This is a genomic window from Naasia sp. SYSU D00948, from assembly GCF_017916515.1.
Classification (GTDB): domain Bacteria; phylum Actinomycetota; class Actinomycetes; order Actinomycetales; family Microbacteriaceae; genus Naasia.
The window spans coordinates 3,186,883-3,203,106 of record NZ_JAFMTA010000001.1; the positions used below are offsets into that span (position 1 = coordinate 3,186,883).

17 protein-coding genes are annotated in these 16,224 nt (G+C 73.6%); 9 read left to right on the forward strand and 8 right to left on the reverse strand.

The window, feature by feature from the left end:
• The first annotated feature begins 72 nt into the window (after positions 1-72).
• From J3P30_RS14875 to J3P30_RS14885, 3 genes are all read left to right on the forward strand, one after another.
• A complete protein-coding gene (locus J3P30_RS14875) occupies positions 73-1,905 on the forward strand; it encodes a PQQ-binding-like beta-propeller repeat protein (protein WP_210481766.1) in 1,833 nt (610 codons plus the stop codon).
• Positions 1,902-3,746, forward strand: a complete 1,845-nt coding sequence (locus J3P30_RS14880; RefSeq protein ID WP_210481767.1) for a hypothetical protein — start codon at positions 1,902-1,904, stop codon at positions 3,744-3,746. Before J3P30_RS14875 ends, J3P30_RS14880 begins: the two co-directional genes overlap by 4 nt.
• Before the next feature lie 88 nt (positions 3,747-3,834).
• A complete protein-coding gene (locus J3P30_RS14885) occupies positions 3,835-4,308 on the forward strand; it encodes a cupin domain-containing protein (RefSeq protein WP_210481768.1) in 474 nt (157 codons plus the stop codon).
• Positions 4,309-4,386: 78 nt separating this feature from the next.
• Here the strand turns inward: J3P30_RS14885 and J3P30_RS14890 are convergent, their stop codons facing one another.
• The 4 genes from J3P30_RS14890 to J3P30_RS14905 all read right to left on the reverse strand — a co-directional run bounded on the left by J3P30_RS14890 (position 4,387) and on the right by J3P30_RS14905 (position 8,260).
• Positions 4,387-4,890: a flavin reductase family protein gene (locus J3P30_RS14890; protein ID WP_210481769.1), complete on the reverse strand. Its 504-nt coding sequence runs from the start codon at positions 4,888-4,890 to the stop codon at positions 4,387-4,389.
• On the reverse strand, positions 4,887-5,429 hold the full coding sequence (locus J3P30_RS14895; RefSeq protein WP_210481770.1) for an NADPH-dependent FMN reductase: 543 nt from the start codon (positions 5,427-5,429) through the stop codon (positions 4,887-4,889). Before J3P30_RS14895 ends, J3P30_RS14890 begins: the two co-directional genes overlap by 4 nt.
• Before the next feature lie 228 nt (positions 5,430-5,657).
• On the reverse strand, positions 5,658-7,352 hold the full coding sequence (gene recN / locus J3P30_RS14900) for a DNA repair protein RecN (protein WP_210481771.1): 1,695 nt from the start codon (positions 7,350-7,352) through the stop codon (positions 5,658-5,660).
• Positions 7,349-8,260: an NAD kinase gene (locus J3P30_RS14905; RefSeq protein WP_374058560.1), complete on the reverse strand. Its 912-nt coding sequence runs from the start codon at positions 8,258-8,260 to the stop codon at positions 7,349-7,351. Before J3P30_RS14905 ends, recN begins: the two co-directional genes overlap by 4 nt.
• A gap of 161 nt (positions 8,261-8,421) precedes the next feature.
• Between J3P30_RS14905 and J3P30_RS14910 the strand changes: the two genes are divergently transcribed.
• Positions 8,422-8,694 carry a hypothetical protein gene (locus J3P30_RS14910; protein WP_210481772.1) on the forward strand — a complete coding sequence of 91 codons (273 nt, stop codon included), beginning with the start codon at positions 8,422-8,424 and terminating at the stop codon, positions 8,692-8,694.
• Here J3P30_RS14910 and J3P30_RS14915 read toward each other — a convergent pair.
• A complete protein-coding gene (locus J3P30_RS14915; protein ID WP_210481773.1) occupies positions 8,675-9,475 on the reverse strand; it encodes a TlyA family RNA methyltransferase in 801 nt (266 codons plus the stop codon). The genes J3P30_RS14910 and J3P30_RS14915 overlap by 20 nt on opposite strands.
• The gene (locus J3P30_RS15480) at positions 9,475-9,597 is read right to left on the reverse strand and encodes a hypothetical protein (protein WP_282593735.1); all 123 of its coding nucleotides are present in this window, start codon (positions 9,595-9,597) and stop codon (positions 9,475-9,477) included. The genes J3P30_RS14915 and J3P30_RS15480 overlap by 1 nt, the downstream gene beginning before the upstream one ends.
• Positions 9,598-9,691: 94 nt before the next feature.
• Here J3P30_RS15480 and J3P30_RS14920 point away from each other — a divergent pair, with 94 nt between their 5' ends.
• Genes J3P30_RS14920 through J3P30_RS14935 form a run of 4 tightly spaced genes read left to right on the forward strand, consistent with a single transcriptional unit; the run spans position 9,692 to position 13,591 of the window.
• Positions 9,692-10,726: an iron-siderophore ABC transporter substrate-binding protein gene (locus tag J3P30_RS14920; RefSeq protein WP_307807529.1), complete on the forward strand. Its 1,035-nt coding sequence runs from the start codon at positions 9,692-9,694 to the stop codon at positions 10,724-10,726.
• Positions 10,726-11,778, forward strand: coding sequence for an iron ABC transporter permease (locus J3P30_RS14925; RefSeq protein WP_210482040.1), 1,053 nt, complete (start codon positions 10,726-10,728; stop codon positions 11,776-11,778). Before J3P30_RS14920 ends, J3P30_RS14925 begins: the two co-directional genes overlap by 1 nt.
• Positions 11,775-12,791 carry an iron chelate uptake ABC transporter family permease subunit gene (locus J3P30_RS14930; RefSeq protein WP_307807531.1) on the forward strand — a complete coding sequence of 339 codons (1,017 nt, stop codon included), beginning with the start codon at positions 11,775-11,777 and terminating at the stop codon, positions 12,789-12,791. The genes J3P30_RS14925 and J3P30_RS14930 overlap by 4 nt, the downstream gene beginning before the upstream one ends.
• Complete coding sequence (locus J3P30_RS14935) at positions 12,788-13,591, forward strand: ABC transporter ATP-binding protein (protein WP_210481774.1); 804 nt, start codon at positions 12,788-12,790, stop codon at positions 13,589-13,591. Before J3P30_RS14930 ends, J3P30_RS14935 begins: the two co-directional genes overlap by 4 nt.
• Positions 13,592-13,604: 13 nt before the next feature.
• Here the strand turns inward: J3P30_RS14935 and J3P30_RS14940 are convergent, their stop codons facing one another.
• Together J3P30_RS14940 and J3P30_RS14945 are read right to left on the reverse strand one after the other, a co-directional pair.
• Entirely contained in the window at positions 13,605-14,621 is a 1,017-nt protein-coding gene (locus tag J3P30_RS14940; RefSeq protein ID WP_210481775.1) for an HAD-IIA family hydrolase, read from the reverse strand.
• Positions 14,602-15,678: a hypothetical protein gene (locus J3P30_RS14945; RefSeq protein WP_246852789.1), complete on the reverse strand. Its 1,077-nt coding sequence runs from the start codon at positions 15,676-15,678 to the stop codon at positions 14,602-14,604. The genes J3P30_RS14940 and J3P30_RS14945 overlap by 20 nt, the downstream gene beginning before the upstream one ends.
• Before the next feature lie 36 nt (positions 15,679-15,714).
• On the opposite strand from J3P30_RS14945, the gene J3P30_RS14950 reads away from it, so the two are divergent.
• Positions 15,715-16,224 (forward strand): hypothetical protein (locus tag J3P30_RS14950; protein WP_374058561.1); only part of this gene is annotated, 510 nt, incomplete at its 3' end.

Consider the following 16,224-nt stretch of genomic DNA (forward strand, 5'->3'; position numbering starts at 1 on the left):
CCCCGGACTGGGGGGAACCCAGCACGATGCACCTGCGGTGCCCGGAACCGCTCTCCCCCTACACTGGCGTCCGTGAGCGGAGGGGCCGACGGTGCGCGCCCCCGTCGCCGCCTTCTCCCGGCGATCGTCGTCCCGGCACTGCTCGTCGCGCTCACCGGGAGCCTGCTCGCCCTGGACCTCCCGACGGCCGGCGAACCCGGCGGCGCCGCGGCCCGCTTCGTGCCCTCCGACGGCGAATCGACGCGCTACCGGATGCAGGACGGCTCGGTCCGCGCGGTCGACCACTCCCGCGTCGTCGGGGTGCAGGGCGCCCTCACCGGACCGGACGTCGTGAGCTCGGCGGTGATCGGCGCGCTCGGCGACGAAGGAGTCCGGAGCGCACACTTCTGGCGCGAGATCACCACCGCGGACGAGGGGCAGTACAACGACCTGTACGTCCTCGGTGAGGACGGGCTGCGGCAGATCGCGTCCTGGGGCGGCGTCGTCGGCTTCACCTTCGAGCCCGGACTGCTGCTGCTGCCGTCGGATGCGGCTCCCGGCGCGGAGTGGTCGAGCAGCGGATCCGCGCTCGGCGACGGCGCGCTCACGTTCGAGTCGGAGTTCCGCGCTGTCGCCGCGGACGAGCAGCTGACCGGCGCGGAGGGCGAGCGCTTCGACCCGCCGGACGGGTGCCTGCAGGTCGAGGGCACGCTGACGCTCGAGCAGCCGGGCGTGGGACCGCTGCTGACGAGCACGGACACCTCCGTCTGGTGTCCCGGCGAGGGGCGGCTCTTCTCCGTCGGCGAGCAGAACGGCGAGCGGATCGGGTCCGTCGCCGTGCGCGAGTCGGCCCCGTTCCCCCCGCCTGCCGAGGAGAGCGAGGGCACCGCGGAGGAACCGGAGGACGCCGAGGACGGACGCTCCTCCGGTCCCGGCCTCCTGGAGACCCTGGACGCCGTCGTCGTCGACCAGTTCTTCGGGGAGTCGATCCGGCAGGGCAACATCGTCACGCCACCCGCGCGGACTCCGGGCGGGCTCATCGTGACTCCGAACGAGCACGGCGACGATCTGCTGGCCTGGCGTCTCGACGACGATCGGGCGGTCCTGGCGTGGAGCGCGCATCCGGGCGGATCGATCGCGACCGTCTCCGCCGTCGGGGAGCTCGTCGTGGCGGCGACCGAGGACCGCGCCGTGCGCGCCTACGACGAGCGGGGCCGGCGGGTCTGGAGCTGGGAGGGCGACGACCTCGCGCTCGCCCGCGCGGCCGCGCTTCCCGGATCCCGTGACGTCCTGGTCGCCACGCGGGGCGGCACCGTCGCCCGCCTCGACGCCGGCGACGGACGCGAGCGCTGGTCGACTCCCCTGGGCGCGGACACCCGCGGCGAGGTGGTGGCGGCGGTCGGCACCGTCGTGGCGGCGGATGAGCGCGGCCGGGTGAGCGGTCTCGACGCGCAGACCGGCGAGCTCCTGTGGCGCGAGGACCTCGGGATGTCCGCGGCCCTGGCGGCGGCGCCGTCCGAGCCGCTCGCGTACCTCGTCACCGAGGACGGCGAGCTGCTCGCCGTGGACGCCCGCACGGGCGAGGTCCTCTGGGAGGCGACGCTGACCGGCCTCGTCCGGTCCATCGCCGCCGACGCGACCGGCGTCGTCGCGGCGACCGACGAGGAGACGGTGCGGTTCGACGCCAGCACCGGGGCGGAGCAGTGGACGGCTCCGGGATCCCAGTCCGTCCGGATCGACGCCGACGGGCGGATCCTGACCCTCGCCGGCGACACCGTCGCGCTGCGCGAGGCGGACGGAACGAGCGCGGCCGAGTGGACCCTGCCCGAGCGGGCGGATCCCGCCGACCCGCACCTGCTGCTCTCCGGCTCCGAGGCGGTCGTGATCGGTCCCGGCCTCCAGGTGTGGCGGATTGGACTCGGATGAGCAGGATGTCTCTGCCCGCGAGGGCGCGCGCCGGCGCCGGGCGGTTCACGTCCCGGCTGCTGATCGGCCCGATCCGCGCAGGCCGCCTCCGCGACACCGGATGGCCCATCGGTCTGCGGACGATCGTCCTCTCCAGCACCGTCGCATTCGGGCTGGCCGTGCTCCTCGTCGTGGCCTCGCCACTGCTCCGGGCGGTCCTGCCGCTCTCGCTGTCGAACGGCGCCGCGGCGCTGTCGCTGCCGCGCGTGCTCCTCCCCCTCTTCTTCGCGCTCGTCGTGCTGTCGGCCGCGCTGCTCCAGACGGCGGCCATGCACATGCGCTGGGTCGCCGCCGCGCCCATCACGGCGCTCAGCTGCCTGCTCCTGCTCTACCTCGGCGGGATGGACCAGGGCGAGGCCCTCGACTTCACCCTCGTCACGCCGGGCAAGGTCGTGTCGCTCGTGGCCTCGATCGGCCTGGTGGTGCTGCTCGTCGTGCGGCGCCGGCGCCCCTTCTCCTGGGTCGAGTTCGCGATCGTCCTCGCACTGATCGGCGGAACCACGGTGGTGTCCCTCTGGCGCGCCGCGGCCCAGACCCTCCCCTTCGGGATCGACTTCGGTCCGCCGACCGCGAGCATCCTCATGGGAGCGCTCGGATCGCTCGCCGCGCCCGCCGCCCTCGCCGCCGGCGTCGCGGTGGCCGAGTTCGCGATCGCGGCCGCGTTCGCCATCGTCGCCACCGTCCGGGAGCGCTCGCCCGCGGCCGCGGCGTCGCCGACGGGCAGGGGGCGGCCGGTCCTGCGCTGGGCGTTCGGGATCCTCGCGGTCTGGCTGACGGTGGAGACGGCGCTCCGCTACGCGACGGGATCCCCGGCCGCAGCGCCTCCCGAGGAGCTGGTCGGCACAGGCATCCTGCTCGGCCTGCTCGTGGCCGGCGTGGCCCTCCTGTGGCTCGCGAGGCGCCGCGGACGCCCCGTCACCCCGGAGGAGACGCTCGGCGGAGTGGGCGGAATCGTGCTGCCGGTGGCCGCCGCGGTGACCGCGCTCCTCATCCCGGTCACGGTCGTCCTGCTCGCGGCCCAGGTCTTCATGACGTGGGGCGGAGGCGCGACGCCGGCGGCCCTCGCGTCCGCCGCGGTCACGGTGCTGTCCAGCACGGCCGTCACCCTCGCGATCCGCACCCTCGTCGCCGCCGGGCTGGTCGTGCTCGCGATCGTCCTGGCCCATCGGGGACGACGCGGCGTTCCCGAGCTGCTCCTCGCCTTCGGACTCGTGATCGGGGCGTCGAGCGTGCCCGCGCTTCTCGGCCTCGAGGGGACCTGGTCGTCCGAGGCGGCGTCCGTGCTCCTCGCGGCGGGCTCGATCCTGCTGGGCATCGTCCTCGCCGTCCGCCGCCGGCTGGGGTCGGCGGAGCTCGCCGCGCTGAGCGTCGCCCTCCTGCTGGCGGAGGCCGCGGCCTGGCGGGAGGTCCTCGCGAACCCGCTCAGCGCCCTCCTCGGTGCGAGCGTGATCGCCTTCGTCCTCCTCGGCTTCCTGTGGGGCTTCGTCACCGGCGCCGACACGACCCATGAGGGGTCCGTGTCCTACCCGGTGCCCGCCAGGGTGCTGCTGTTCCTCGCCAACAACCTGTTCGGCGTGACCGTGCTGGCCTTCGCGGCCCTGGCCCGCGATCTCGACGCGGTCATCGACCTCGACCAGTTCGCCGGGGTGGGCGACGCGGTCCTCGGCACGGCGCTCATCGCCGTCCTCGCGGTCGTCCTGTGGGCCGGAGCCGTCGCCGGACAGGTCCGAGCCCCCGCCGCCGAGCCGAGCGGCCCGCCGGCCCCGGAGGCATCTGCGACAGCGCCTGTGAACGCATCCTGACCTCCTCCGCCAGAGGCCTAATTCTCTTGATCATCAAGGGACTTGAGCGCGAGACTGACCCCCTGCGTTGTCCGACAGAGGAGTCGTCATGAAGAAGCAGGGTCTCATCTGGAAGTCGTCCATCGGCATCGCCGCGGCGGTCGCCGTGGCGATCGGGACGGTGACGGTGGCCACGGCCACGCCGGGCTCCGGCACGAGCCCCGGACCCGCGGTCATCGGGGAGCTGGAGGAGGGCAAGAAGGCGAAGGCCGACGGCATCGAGCTGAAGACCCAGGGGGACGTGACGGTCCTCGACTTCGAGCTCACCTACGCGGTGGGCGGGTACTCCGGCTGGCACGAGCACCCGGGGATCGTGATCGCGACCGTGAAGAGCGGCACCGTGACCCGCCAGCTCGACTGCGGCCCCGCGGAGACCTTCACGGTCGGCGACACCTTCATCGAGGTCGGCCCGCACTTCATCAGCAACCCGGGATCCGAGCCGGCGGTCCTCTCGATCACCCAGCTCGTTCCCTCCCCCGAGCGGGACGCCCGGCGGATCGACCTGCCCGCGCCGGTCTGCTGACCCCTGATGGGAGCTCGGAACGGACGGATCGCACCGCTGGCGCCCGCGATCCGTCCGTTCCGCCTGTCGGCGCCTCCGTCAGGAGGCGACCGCGAGCTGCCGGAACTCCGCGCCGTGGTAGACGAGAGGCTCCATCTCGCGGTCCACCCTCATCTCCTTGACGGCGAGCAGCACGATTGCGTGGTCGCCGGCCGGGTTCTCGGAGAGGATCTCGCACTCCATCCAGACGGCCGAGCCGTGCAGGAGGAGAGCGCCCGTCCGCGAGCGGACGATGTCCAGGTCGCGGAACCGGTCGCCTCGCCGGGACGCGAGCTGGCGGCAGGCAGCGGCATGATCGCGGCCGAGGACCGAGACGCCGATCCGGGACGCCTGGCGCAGCCGAGGCCAGGTGGTCGAGCTGTTCTGCACGGAGAACATCACGAGGGGCGGGTCGAAGGAGACCCCGACGGAGAAGGACGACGCGACGAGGCCGAGCTTCTCGCCGTCCACCTCGGCGCAGAGGGCCGCGATCCCGCTCGGGAACCGCCCGAAGGCCGCGCGCAGCTCCGCCGCGTCGGCGGCGACCGGGTCGAGCGGGGTCATCGGACCCCCTCCACGGCCGGGATGCGGAGGGCCGCATCGAGACCCGAGATGCGGGCGAGCGCGGCGGACGCCTCGTCGGCCCAGGCGCCGACGACATCCGCGAGCTCCCCCATCCGGTTCATCGTGAAGTAGAGGCCCCGCGTCGGCACGCTGGCGCCGAGCTCGACGAGCAGGGGCCGCAGGTGAGCGTCGAGCCCGACCGAGTGGGTGCTGTCGCCGCCCGTCATCACGGGGATCGCGACGACCCCCGCGAGCCCGTTGGCCGGGTAGCGGTCGAGGAAGCCCTTGAGGAGCCCCGTATAGCTCGCCTTGTAGGTGGGCGAGGCGACGACGAGGAGGTCGGTGGCCGCCACGGCGGCCGTGAGCTCCGCCATCTCCTCCGAGGGCCAGGTGAAGATGGAGGCAGCGTGGTCCGCGAGGTCGATGACCCGCGTCTCGTAGCTGCCGGGAGCGAGCAGCCGGTCCACCACCGCCTCCGCGACACGCAGGGTGCGTGATGCGGGCTTGGGATTGCCGGCCAGGATCGTGACTGAGAGCATCTGCCGTCCTTCGAGGATTCGAGGGAGGGGTCGGCACCGCGCGCAAGCCGGTGTCCCCCTGCTGTTCGGCACCGCCGGGGTCTTGTGTCCCGGGGTGGTCACAACGGCTCACGTTGCGTTCCTCATGCTTCCACGGCGGTGTTACGGCGACGTTTCACTTCCGGACGCCGGACGTAACGACGCGGACGCGAAGGACGCGGACGCGACCCACCGGGACGCGAAGGGGCGTCAGCGGCTGAGGTCGAGCAGCTCGCGGGCGTGCGCGAGCCCCGTCTCCGAGTCGGGCAGGCCCGACAGCAGGCGCGCCATCTCGGCGACCCGCTCATCCCCCTCGAGGCGGCGCACGCTCGACTCGGTCACCGCACCGCTGCGGTCCTTCTCCACCCGCAGGTGGTTGCGGGCGAACGCCGCGACCTGGGCGAGATGGGTCACGACGATGACCTGCGCGCTCTCCGCGAGGCGCCCGAGGCGCCGGCCGATCTCGATGGCCGCCGCGCCGCCGACTCCCGCGTCGACCTCGTCGAACACGAAGGTCGGGACCGGGGTCGACGCGGCGAGGACCACCTCGATCGCGAGCATGATGCGCGACAGCTCACCACCCGACGCACCTCGGCCGAGCGGTCGCGGCTCGGCGCCGGGGTGAGGCTGCAGCAGGAGCTGGACGGAGTCCCGTCCGCTCATCGTGAAGTCCTCCCGGCCACGGACATCGACCATGAGCTGCGCGTCCGGCATGGCGAGCGCCGACAGCTCGGCGCTGACCGCCTCCGCGAGCCGCGCGCCGGCCTCGCTGCGCAGCACGCTGAGGGTCTCCGCGAGCTCCGCGACGACGACGACGTCCGCGTCGACCTCGGCCTCGAGGGCGGCGATCCGGTCCTCATCGGTGTCGAGCTCGAGGAGCCGGCGGCTCCCGGTGTCGAGGAAGTCGATGACGTCCTCGAGCGTCGGCCCGTACTTGCGGACGAGGACCGCGAGCTCCGAGATGCGCTGCTGGATCGCCTCCAGGTCGCGGGCCGAGTCGGTGTCGAATCCCGCGGCGTAGCTCGCGAGCTCCGTCGCGGCGTCGGCGGCCAGGAACGAGAGATTGCCGACCGTGTCGGCGAGGGCGGACAGCTCCGGGTCGAGCTCCGCGACGCGCTCGAGCAGCCGGCGCGCCTGGTCGAGCATCGAGGTGACGTCCGGCGCGTCGTCCTCGGACGAGAGGAGCTCGTGCGCCTGCGCCGCGGCGACCCTCAGCTCCTCGGCGTTGCCGAGCCGCAGGGCCCGCGCCTCCAGCTCCTCCTGCTCGCCGGACTGCGGTGCGACCACCTCGATCTCGGCGACCGCGGCCCGGAGCTCTGCCGCCTCGGCCGCGCGAAGCTCCCGTTCCGCAATCAGCCGGTCGAGCTCGTCGCGGTTGGCGGTCCAGCGCCGGTAGGCCGTCTGGTAGTTCTCGAGCGCCGCGGCGAAGTCGGGGCCGGCGTACCGGTCCAGCGCCTCCCGCTGCGCCGCGGCGGAGCGGAGCCGGATCTGGTCGGACTGGCCGTGCACCACGACGAGGCGGTCGGCGAGCTCCGCGAGCAGACCCGCCGGAGCCGAGCGCCCGCCCACGGACGCGCGGCTGCGTCCCTCCGCGGCCAGGGTGCGGGACATCAGCAGCTCCGCGCGGCCGGACCCGATCGGATCGAGCTCGCCGCCGGCATCCCGGACCCGCTCGGCGACCTCGCCCTCCTCGGGCACGACCCAGCGCCCGTCGACGACCGCGCGGTCGCTGCCCTTCCGGATGACGCTCGCGTCCGCCCGCTCGCCGAGCAGGAGCCCGAGCGCCGTCACGACCATGGTCTTGCCCGCGCCGGTCTCTCCCGTGAGCGCCGTGAAGCCCGGGCCGAGAGGCAGCGTCGCCTCGCCGATCACCCCGAGGTCGCGGATGCCGATCTCCTCGATCACGCGCCCGCCGGCCCCCGCCACCCCGAGACCGGCAGGTCGAACTTCCGCACGAGCCGGTCGGTGAAGACGCCGCGCTGGAGCCGGGCGAGCCGCACCGGCGTGCCGGAGCGCCGCACCTCGACCCGGGCGCCGGGCGGGAGCGTCTCCGTGCGGCGTCCGTCGCAGAAGAGGATGCCGCTGCCGTTGGTGCGCTGAAGGACCTCGACGGCGACGGTCGAGGTCGGCCCGACCACGAGGGGGCGGGCGAACAGCGCGTGGGCGGCGAGCGGCACGACGAGGATCGCCTCGACGTTCGGCCACACCACGGGGCCGCCGCCGGAGAAGGCGTAGGCCGTCGAGCCCGTCGGCGTGGACAGGACGACGCCGTCGCAGCCGAAGGTGGACAGCGGCCGGCCGTTGATCTCCATCACGACCTCGAGCATCCGCTCCCGGCTGGCCTTCTCGATGGTCGCCTCGTTGAGGGCCCAGCTCGTGTAGGCGATCTCGCCGTCCACCTTGACGGCGACGTCGATGGTCATGCGCTCCTCGACGTCGTAGTCGCGCGCGAGCACGCGGCGCAGCGTCTCGCCGAGGTCCTCGCGCTCCGCCTCGGCGAGGAAGCCGATGTGGCCCAGGTTCACGCCGAGCAGCGGCACGGAGGAGCCGCGCACGATCTCCGCCGCGCGGAGGATGGTGCCGTCACCGCCGAGGACGATGACGAGCTCGAGCAGGGACGCGTCCATGCCGTCGAACATGCGCACGGCGCCACCGAAGTCGCCGCACGCGGCGAGCAGGTCCTCCCGCTCCTCCTCGAGCAGCACGGGTGTGACGCCCGCCTCCGCCAGCCGCGTCACCACGCCGGCCGCGGCGTCCAGGGACTCGCGCCTGCCGGTGTGGGAGACCACGAGCATGTAGCGGGCTTCCGTCACCGTTTCCGCTCCTGCCTTCGCCGGGTACTCCTCCCATTCTGTCGGAACGGGACGACACGATCGGACGGGGGCGGGCGGTTCGAGGTCGCGCAACCCGTTGCCGAGGGGACCGCTCGCGTAGGAGAGTCGGCACATCGGATCGCCCGCAGGAGAAGCCGCTCATGTCAGTTCGAGTCCACTACGGCTCGCAGTCCTACATCGCGAAGGAGCAGGACTCGGCGGCGCTCGCCCGGCAGGCGTTCGAGATCCTGACGAGCGGCCCGCAGATGAGCGGCATCTGGAACCTGGAGACGACGTCCGGCCAGGTCTACCTGCTGCTGACGCGCAACACTCCCGTCGCCGTCGAGGACTTCGACGACGCGCTCGACTACCACCACAACTCGCTGGACTTCTCCGACGTGCCCGGGAGGTCGGTCAGCCGGCCAGACGCGTGAGCCGGTCCGGGTCGAGCACGCCGGACGGGTCCTCCGCGGAGCGCGCGAGCCAGGCCAGGTACTCCCGGTTCCCGCCGGTCCCGGGCAGCGGGGAGGCGATGAGCCCGGCCGTCCCGAGGCCGAGATCCCATGCGCTCCACAGCACGTCCCGGATCGCATCGGCGCGGAGGGCCGCGTCCCGGACGATGCCCTCGCGCACGCCCTGACGACCCACCTCGAACTGAGGCTTGATCAGGACCACGAAGTCCGCGTCCGGCGTCGCGGCGTCGCTCAGGGCGGGCAGCACCTGGGTGAGCGAGATGAAGGAGAGGTCCGCGACGACCAGCTGAGGACGGCGCTCCGAGCCGGTCAGTGCGGCGAGGGCGGGCGCGTCGAGGGTGCGCACGTTCACGCCCTCATACGAGTCCACCCGCGGATCGGAGGCGATCAGCCGGGCGAGCTGGCCGTGCCCCACGTCGACCGCGATCACCCGCTCGGCGCCCCGCTCGAGCAGCACCTGGGTGAAGCCGCCGGTCGACGCTCCCGCGTCGAGCGCCAGCCGCCCTTCGACCCGGACCGGGAACTGCTCGAGCGCCGCGAGGAGCTTGTGAGCCGCCCGGCTCACGTAGTCGTCGGTCTCGGCGACCTGGATGCGCGAGTCGTCGGCGACCCGGGCGGACGGCTTCAGAGCCGGCCGGTCGTCCACCGTGACGAGGCCGTCGGCCACCAGGCGTGCCGCGTGCGTCCGGGAGCGCGCGAGGCCCCGGTCGACGAGCGCGGTGTCGAGCCGGGATCCGGACATCAGCCGTCCGCCTCCTCGAGGCGGCGGCGCAGCTGCTCGAGCAGTGTCAGGTAGCCGTCCGCCCGCTCGGCGAGCGGCAGCTCCTCGAGCTCGGCGAGCGCCGCAGCGATCTCCTCGGTCACGGGTCCCACGGTACCCGTCGGCTCCCCTGGCTCATTGGCCCCGCGCCGGAGCGCGTGGTTAGGGTAGCCTTACCTCACTTCGAAAGGACTGCACGTGCTCTCTCTCCGCCGTCCGGCCATAGCGGCCGCCCTCACTCTCTCCGGGGCGCTGCTGCTCACGGCGTGCAGCTCCACCACTCCCGCCTCCGACGGCGGCAGCGCCGGCGGCGGCGGCTTCCCTGTCACCGTCGAGCACGCGTACGGCGCCACCGAGGTCCCCGAGCAGCCGGAGCGCGTCGCCACCGTGGCGTGGGGGAACCAGGACGTCGCTCTCGCCCTCGGTGTCGTGCCCGTCGGGATGCCCTTCGTCACCTACGCCGACGACAACGGCGACGGCATCCTGCCCTGGGTCCAGGACGCGCTCGACGAGCTGGGCGGCGAGACCCCCGAGCTCTTCGACGAGGTCGACGGCATCAACTTCGAGCAGGTCGCCGATACGGCTCCGGACCTCATCCTCGGCGCGAACTCGGGTCTCACCGAGGAGGAGTACCAGACCCTCACCGAGATCGCCCCGACCGTCTCCTTCCCGGGCGAGCCCTGGCTCGTCGACTGGCGCGAGAGCACCACCCTCAACGGCGCCGCCCTCGGCCTGGCGGACGAGGCGGACGAGCTCGTCGCCGACACCGAGCAGCTCATCGCGGACGCGGCGGCCGCCCATCCGGAGCTTCAGGGCACGACGTTCGCCTACCTCTGGGTCGACCCCGGCGACACGAGCTCCGTGTACGTCTACCTCCCGGAGGACGCGCGGGTCTCGTTCCTCGCGGACCTCGGCATGGAGCCGTCGGCGGGCGTGCAGCAGCTCGCCGCCGAGAACGAGGGGCAGTTCTTCGCCACGCTCACCGCGGAGAACCTGGACGTCCTCGCGGACGCCGACATCATCCTCAACTACGGCGGCGAGGACACCCTCGCGGCGATGCAGGCCGAGCCGCTGCTCGGCGCCCTTCCGGCCGTCCAGGCGGGAGCCGTGGCCATCGTCACCGAGTCGGATGCACTCGCCGCCGCCATGACGACGCCCACGGTCCTGTCAATCCCCTGGGGCATCGACGAGTACACGCAGATCCTCGCCGACGCGGCCGCGAAGGTGCAGTGATCGACGGAACCGCCACCGACGCGCCGGCCGGACCCAGCGTGGTCCGGCCGGCGCGTCGCCGCCGGAGGCTCCTGATCGGCCTGGCCGTGGGGCTCGCGGGCCTGGCCGCCGCGGTCCTCCTGTCGCTCGTCTTCGGCTCGCGCGTGGTGTCGTGGGACGAGGTGGTGGGCGGCGTCCTCGCGCCGGATCCCAACTCCTTCGCGGAGCAGGCGGTCGCGACGCGCGTCCCTCGGACGGCCCTCGCCATCCTCGTCGGTGGCGCTCTCGGGCTCTCGGGCGCCGTCATGCAGGGGATCACCCGGAACCCGCTCGCGGATCCCGGTCTGCTCGGGGTCAACGCGGGCAGCGCCCTCGCCGTCGTCCTCGGGATCTCCGTGCTCTCGATCGACTCGACCGGCGAGTACATCTGGTTCGCCCAGGCGGGCGCCGCCGGCGCAGCTCTCCTCGTCTACGCGGTCGGCTCGATCGGGCGGGCCGGCGCGACGCCGCTCAAGCTCGCGATCGCCGGCGCCGCGACCTCGGCGGCCCTCGCGTCCCTCGTGTCCGCGGTCCTCCTCGTGCGGACCGACGTGTTCAACGTCTTCCGCTTCTGGCAGGTGGGCGGCGTGGGCGGCGCCGACTTCGGCGAGATGGCACCCGTCCTCCCCTTCCTCGGGCTCGGCCTCGTGCTCGCGCTGCTGTCCTCCCGCGGACTCGACGTGCTGGCGCTCGGCGACGATGTGGCACGCGGGCTCGGCGGCCGCGTGGGACCGGCGCGGGTGCTCGCGGGGCTCGCGGCCGTCCTGCTCAGCGCCGGCGCCGTCGCGATCGCGGGACCCATCGGCTTCGTGGGGCTGGTCGTCCCGCATGCGGCCCGGGTCTTCACAGGTCCTGGGCACCGGTGGCTGCTCCCCTACTCCGCGCTGCTCGGCGCCGTGCTCCTGGTCGCCGCCGACGTGGTGGGCCGGGTGATCAACCGTCCCGCCGACGTGCCGGTGGGCATCATGACCGCGGTGGTCGGGGCCCCCTTCTTCATCTGGCTCATCCGGCGCGCGAAGGTCCGGGAGCTGTGAGCATCCTCGCCGCGGGGCGGGCGGTTCGCCTCCGGCGGCGCACCGTGGTGACGGCCCTGCTCGGAGCGCTCGTCGTCGCCCTGTTCCTCCTCGCGCTCGTGGTCGGCGACCGGATCTACGGCCTCGCCGACGTCCTGCGGGTCGTCCTCGGCCAGGACGTGCCGGGCGCCTCCTTCACCGTGGGCCGGCTGCGGCTGCCCCGGGCGATCCTGGCCGTCCTCATCGGCGCGGCCTTCGGCATGGCGGGCACCCTGTTCCAGACGATGCTGCGGAATCCGCTCGCGAGCCCCGACATCCTGGGCATCGGCTACGGCTCGAGCGCGGCGGCCGTGGTGGCGATCGGCTTCTTCGGCGCCCAGGGAGCGACGGTGTCGGTCGTGGCCGTCGTCGCAGGTCTCGCCGTCGCGTTCCTCCTCTACGCGCTGTCCTGGCGGGGCGGCGTGCAGGGCTCGCGCCTCGTGCTCATCGGGATCGCGCTCGGCACCGTGCTCCTCGCTGTCATCCAGTGGGTGCTGACGCGCATCGAGGTGTACAAGGCGGCGGAGGCGCTGCGGTGGCTGTCGGGCAGCCTCAGCAGCGCGTTCTGGGGCGACCTTCCGCCCCTCGCGCTGGCGATGGCGGTCCTCACGCCCGCCGCGTTCGTCCTGTCCCGCCGGCTGTCCGTGCTGCAGCTCGGCGACGACGCCGCGGCCGCGCTCGGGGTGCGGCCGAACTCCACGCGCCTCCTGCTCGTCCTCGTCGCGGTCGGCCTCATCTCGGTCGCCACCGCCGCCGCCGGGCCCGTGGCCTTCGTCGCCTTCCTCGCCGGGCCGATCGCGGGCCGGCTGCTGCCGGGCGCGTCGCTGCTCCTGCCGGCCGCGTTCGTCGGTGCGATCCTGGTGCTCGGGGCGGACCTCGTGGGGAGCAACCTGCTCTTCACGACGTTCCCGGTCGGCGTCGTCACGGGCGCGATCGGAGCGCCCTACCTGCTCTGGCTCATCGCCAGGTCCAACCGGAACGGAGGTCGGCTGTGACGGTCCACCGCTCGCTCGTCACCGAGGCGCTCACCGTCGGCTACGACGACCGCGTCGTCGTCCAGGAGCTCACCCTCGCCATTCCGGCCGGCCGCATCAGCGTCATCGTCGGCGCGAACGCGTGCGGGAAGTCCACGCTGCTGCGCGCCATGGCGCGCCTCCTGCCGCCGCGCTCGGGGGCGGTCCTGCTGGACGGGCGCTCCATCGCCGAGCGGCCGACACGGGAGGTCGCGAAGATCCTCGGACTCCTCCCGCAGACGCCCGTCGCTCCCGACGACATCGCGGTCGCCGACCTCGTCGCCCGGGGCCGGTATCCGCACCGCTCGTTCCTGCGTCCCTGGACGCAGGAGGACGAGGCCGCCGTCGCCGAGGCGCTCCGCATGACGGACGTGCTGGATCTCGCGGACCGGTCGGTGGACGAGCTCTCGGGCGGCCAGCGCCAGCGGGTGTGGATCGCGATGGCGCTTGCGCAGGGGACGGACGTCCTGCTCCTCGACGAGCCGACGACGTTCCTCGACGTCGCGCACCAGATCGAGGTGCTCGACCTGCTCACCGACCTGAACCGGCAGAAGGGGACCACGATCGTCATGGTCCTGCACGACCTGAACCTGGCCGCCCGCTACGCGGACGAGCTGTTCGCCGTGAAGGACGGCCGGCTCTATCTCTCGGGAGCGCCGGCGGACGTCGTGACCGCGCCGATGGTTCGCGACGTGTTCGGCATGGACGCCCGGATCGTCGCGGACGACGTGTCGGGCACCCCCCTGGTGCTGCCGATCGGGCGGCACCACTCCCGGGTGTGAGAGCCGTCCGCCGTCAGCGGTAGATGCGGGGCGGGATGTCGAGTCCGTAGATCGCGAGTCCCGAGTTCCAGACCGCGGCGCACGCCGCGCGGAGCAGGTCGATCCGGCGGTCGCCGTCCGCAAGGACGTCGAGCCGGTTGTCGCGCAGGGCGACCCGCGCGGTGCCGACGATCGTGACGTCCTTGCGCTGCTCGACGACCGGATACGGCTCCGCGAGCTGGCGCAGGTCCTCGAGCAGGAAGTCGGGCCGCATGTCCGGCGCCGCCGCGATCAGCTGCTTGCCGGTGTCGATGCCGGTGAGCACGTGCGCGGAGCGGATGCCGGCCCGGCGCGCCCCCAGGATGTCCGTGTCGAGGCGATCCCCGAGGAACAGCGGCGACCGCGCGGCGAACCGTGCGACGGCCTCGGTGAAGATCGGCGTCTCCGGCTTGCCGGCCACCCGGGGCAGGATCCCGACGGCGTTGTGCACGGCCGCGACGAGGCTCCCGTTGCCCGGCGCGATCCCGCGCGCGACCGGGATCGTCCAGTCCGTGTTGGTCGCGATCCAGGGGATGCCGTTGCCGTCGCGGTCCCGGGCGAGTGCGAAGGACGCCTCGGCGAGGTGCGCCCAGCCCACGTCGGGCGCGAAGCCCTGGACGACGGCGGCCGGGCCGTCGTCCGCCGATCGGGTGACCCGGAAGCCGGCACGCTCCACCTCGGTCGTGAGGCCTTCGCCGCCCACCACGAGGATGAGCGACCCTTCCGGCACGGTGCCGGCGAGCAGGCGCATCGCCGCCTGCGGCGAGGTGACGACGTCCTCCGGACGCACCGGGAGCCCGTACTCGGCGAGGTGCGCGGCCACCACGGCGTCGCTGCGCGAGGCGTTGTTGGTGATGTAGCCGACGCGGATCCCGGAGGCCGCCGCGGCGTTCAGGCTCTCGACCGCGTGAGGGATCGCGCGGTGACCGGTGTAGACGACCCCGTCGAGGTCGGCGAGCAGGACGTCGACGCCGTCGAGCGGCGCCGGTCCCTCAGCGGCCCTCCGCCACATCCGTGTCGTCCTCGTTCTCGTCCGTCGCGGAGTCCGCGTCGGTCACGGCTGCCGCGTCGGTCGCGGCTGCCGCTGTCACAGCGCCGGCGGCGTCCTCGACGTCGGCACTGTCCTCGGCGGTCAGTGCAGCATCCGTGACGGCGCCGGTGGAGCTGTGCGCGACGTCGGCACTCTCGACTCGCTCGGCGGAAGCGCCGGCCGCCTCCGAGGGCTCGGAGTCCGCCGTCTCGGCGGCGCTGCCGGCGTCATCCGCCGCCCCGGAGCCGTCCTCCGCGTCGGGGCTGCTCACACCGACCCCGGTGTCGTGGCCGCCGGCATCGACCTCGGCGTCCGGGCTGCCGGCATCGATCTGCGGATCCGACATGCCCTCATCGAGGCCGGCACCGTCGGCCTTCGCGCCGTCCGTCGCCTGATCGTCGGCGGCGTCCTCGATCGAGAGGTCCTCGATCTCGACGACGTCCTCCTCGGGCTCGAGCGCCTCCTCCGCCACCGCCGCGCGTGCCCGCCACTGCTCCGCCTCGTCCACCCGGCCCAACTCGTCGAGGACCTCGGCGTAGGCGCGATACAGCGGCGGGCTGTAGCTGAAGGCCCGGTCCGGGTTCAGCTGCGGGATCTCCAGCTCGCCGAGAGCGAGTTCGGGCTGTCCGAGGTCGAGCCGCGCGCCGGACATCGCGATTGCGAGCGCCACCTGCACGGGCGCCGACAGCGTCTCGCGGGGAACGGACCGGCCCAGCTCGAGCGCACGGTCCGGCCTGCCGACCCCCCGCTCGCTGTCCACCATCAGCGGGAGCTGGTCGTTGCTGCCGGAGATGCGACGGAACGTCCGAAGCTCGCGGAGCGCGAGCGCGAAGTCGCCGACGGTGTACGCCGTGATGGCGAGCGTCTCGCGCACGACGGCGATGCGGCCGCCCTTCCGCGCCGCCGACAGGGCGTGCCTGTGGGCGAGCTCCGGGTCCTCGTCGAGCAGCCTGCTCGCCATGACGAGGTGCCCGGCGACCCAGTCGGCGTTCTCCTTGCTCAGGGTCCTGAGCTCGGAGCGGGCACCCTTGTCGAGCATCGACGGCGTGACGTCCTCGGGGATCTGAGGATCGTCGTGCCGCGGGCGGAACGGGCGGAGGTCCGGCCCCTCCCGCTCCGCACGGTCCGCGCCGTCGCGACCGCGCCGCTCACCCCGGTCTCCCGGCCGAGCGACGTGGCGGCTGCCGGAGTCGCGGGGCGACCATGCAGGCCGCTCCCCTGCCTCACGCCGGCCACGGCGCTCCGCGTCGCCCTCGCCGCGCCGAGGGCCGTCGCCCGATCGGCGGGGACGCTCGCCCTCGCTCCGCCTCGGTCCCTCGGAGAAGCGGCGGGGGCGGTCGCTTCCGCCGTCACCACGATCAGCGCCACCACCGAACCGACGCGGACGCTCACCCCCGGCATCACCACGATCAGCGCCACCACCGAACCGACGCGGACGCTCACCCCCGGCATCACCACGATCAGCGCCACCACCGAACCGACGCGGACGCTCACCCCCGCCGTCACCACGATCAGCGCCACCACCGAACCGACGCGGACGCTCACCCCCGGCATCACCACGATCAGCGCCACCACCGAACCGACG

What these genes read in the sequence shown, in the direction of transcription:
- J3P30_RS14880 (WP_210481767.1), top strand. Translation starts at nt 1,902, where the DNA reads ATGAGCAGGATGTCTCTGCCCGCGAGGGCGCGCGCCGGCGCCGGGCGG.
- J3P30_RS14885 (WP_210481768.1), top strand. Translation starts at nt 3,835, where the DNA reads ATGAAGAAGCAGGGTCTCATCTGGAAGTCGTCCATCGGCATCGCCGCG.
- J3P30_RS14890 (WP_210481769.1), bottom strand. Translation starts at nt 4,890, where the DNA reads ATGACCCCGCTCGACCCGGTCGCCGCCGACGCGGCGGAGCTGCGCGCG.
- J3P30_RS14895 (WP_210481770.1), bottom strand. Translation starts at nt 5,429, where the DNA reads ATGCTCTCAGTCACGATCCTGGCCGGCAATCCCAAGCCCGCATCACGC.
- J3P30_RS14910 (WP_210481772.1), top strand. Translation starts at nt 8,422, where the DNA reads ATGTCAGTTCGAGTCCACTACGGCTCGCAGTCCTACATCGCGAAGGAG.
- J3P30_RS14915 (WP_210481773.1), bottom strand. Translation starts at nt 9,475, where the DNA reads ATGTCCGGATCCCGGCTCGACACCGCGCTCGTCGACCGGGGCCTCGCG.
- J3P30_RS14940 (WP_210481775.1), bottom strand. Translation starts at nt 14,621, where the DNA reads ATGTGGCGGAGGGCCGCTGAGGGACCGGCGCCGCTCGACGGCGTCGAC.
- J3P30_RS14945 (WP_246852789.1), bottom strand. Translation starts at nt 15,678, where the DNA reads ATGCTCGACAAGGGTGCCCGCTCCGAGCTCAGGACCCTGAGCAAGGAG.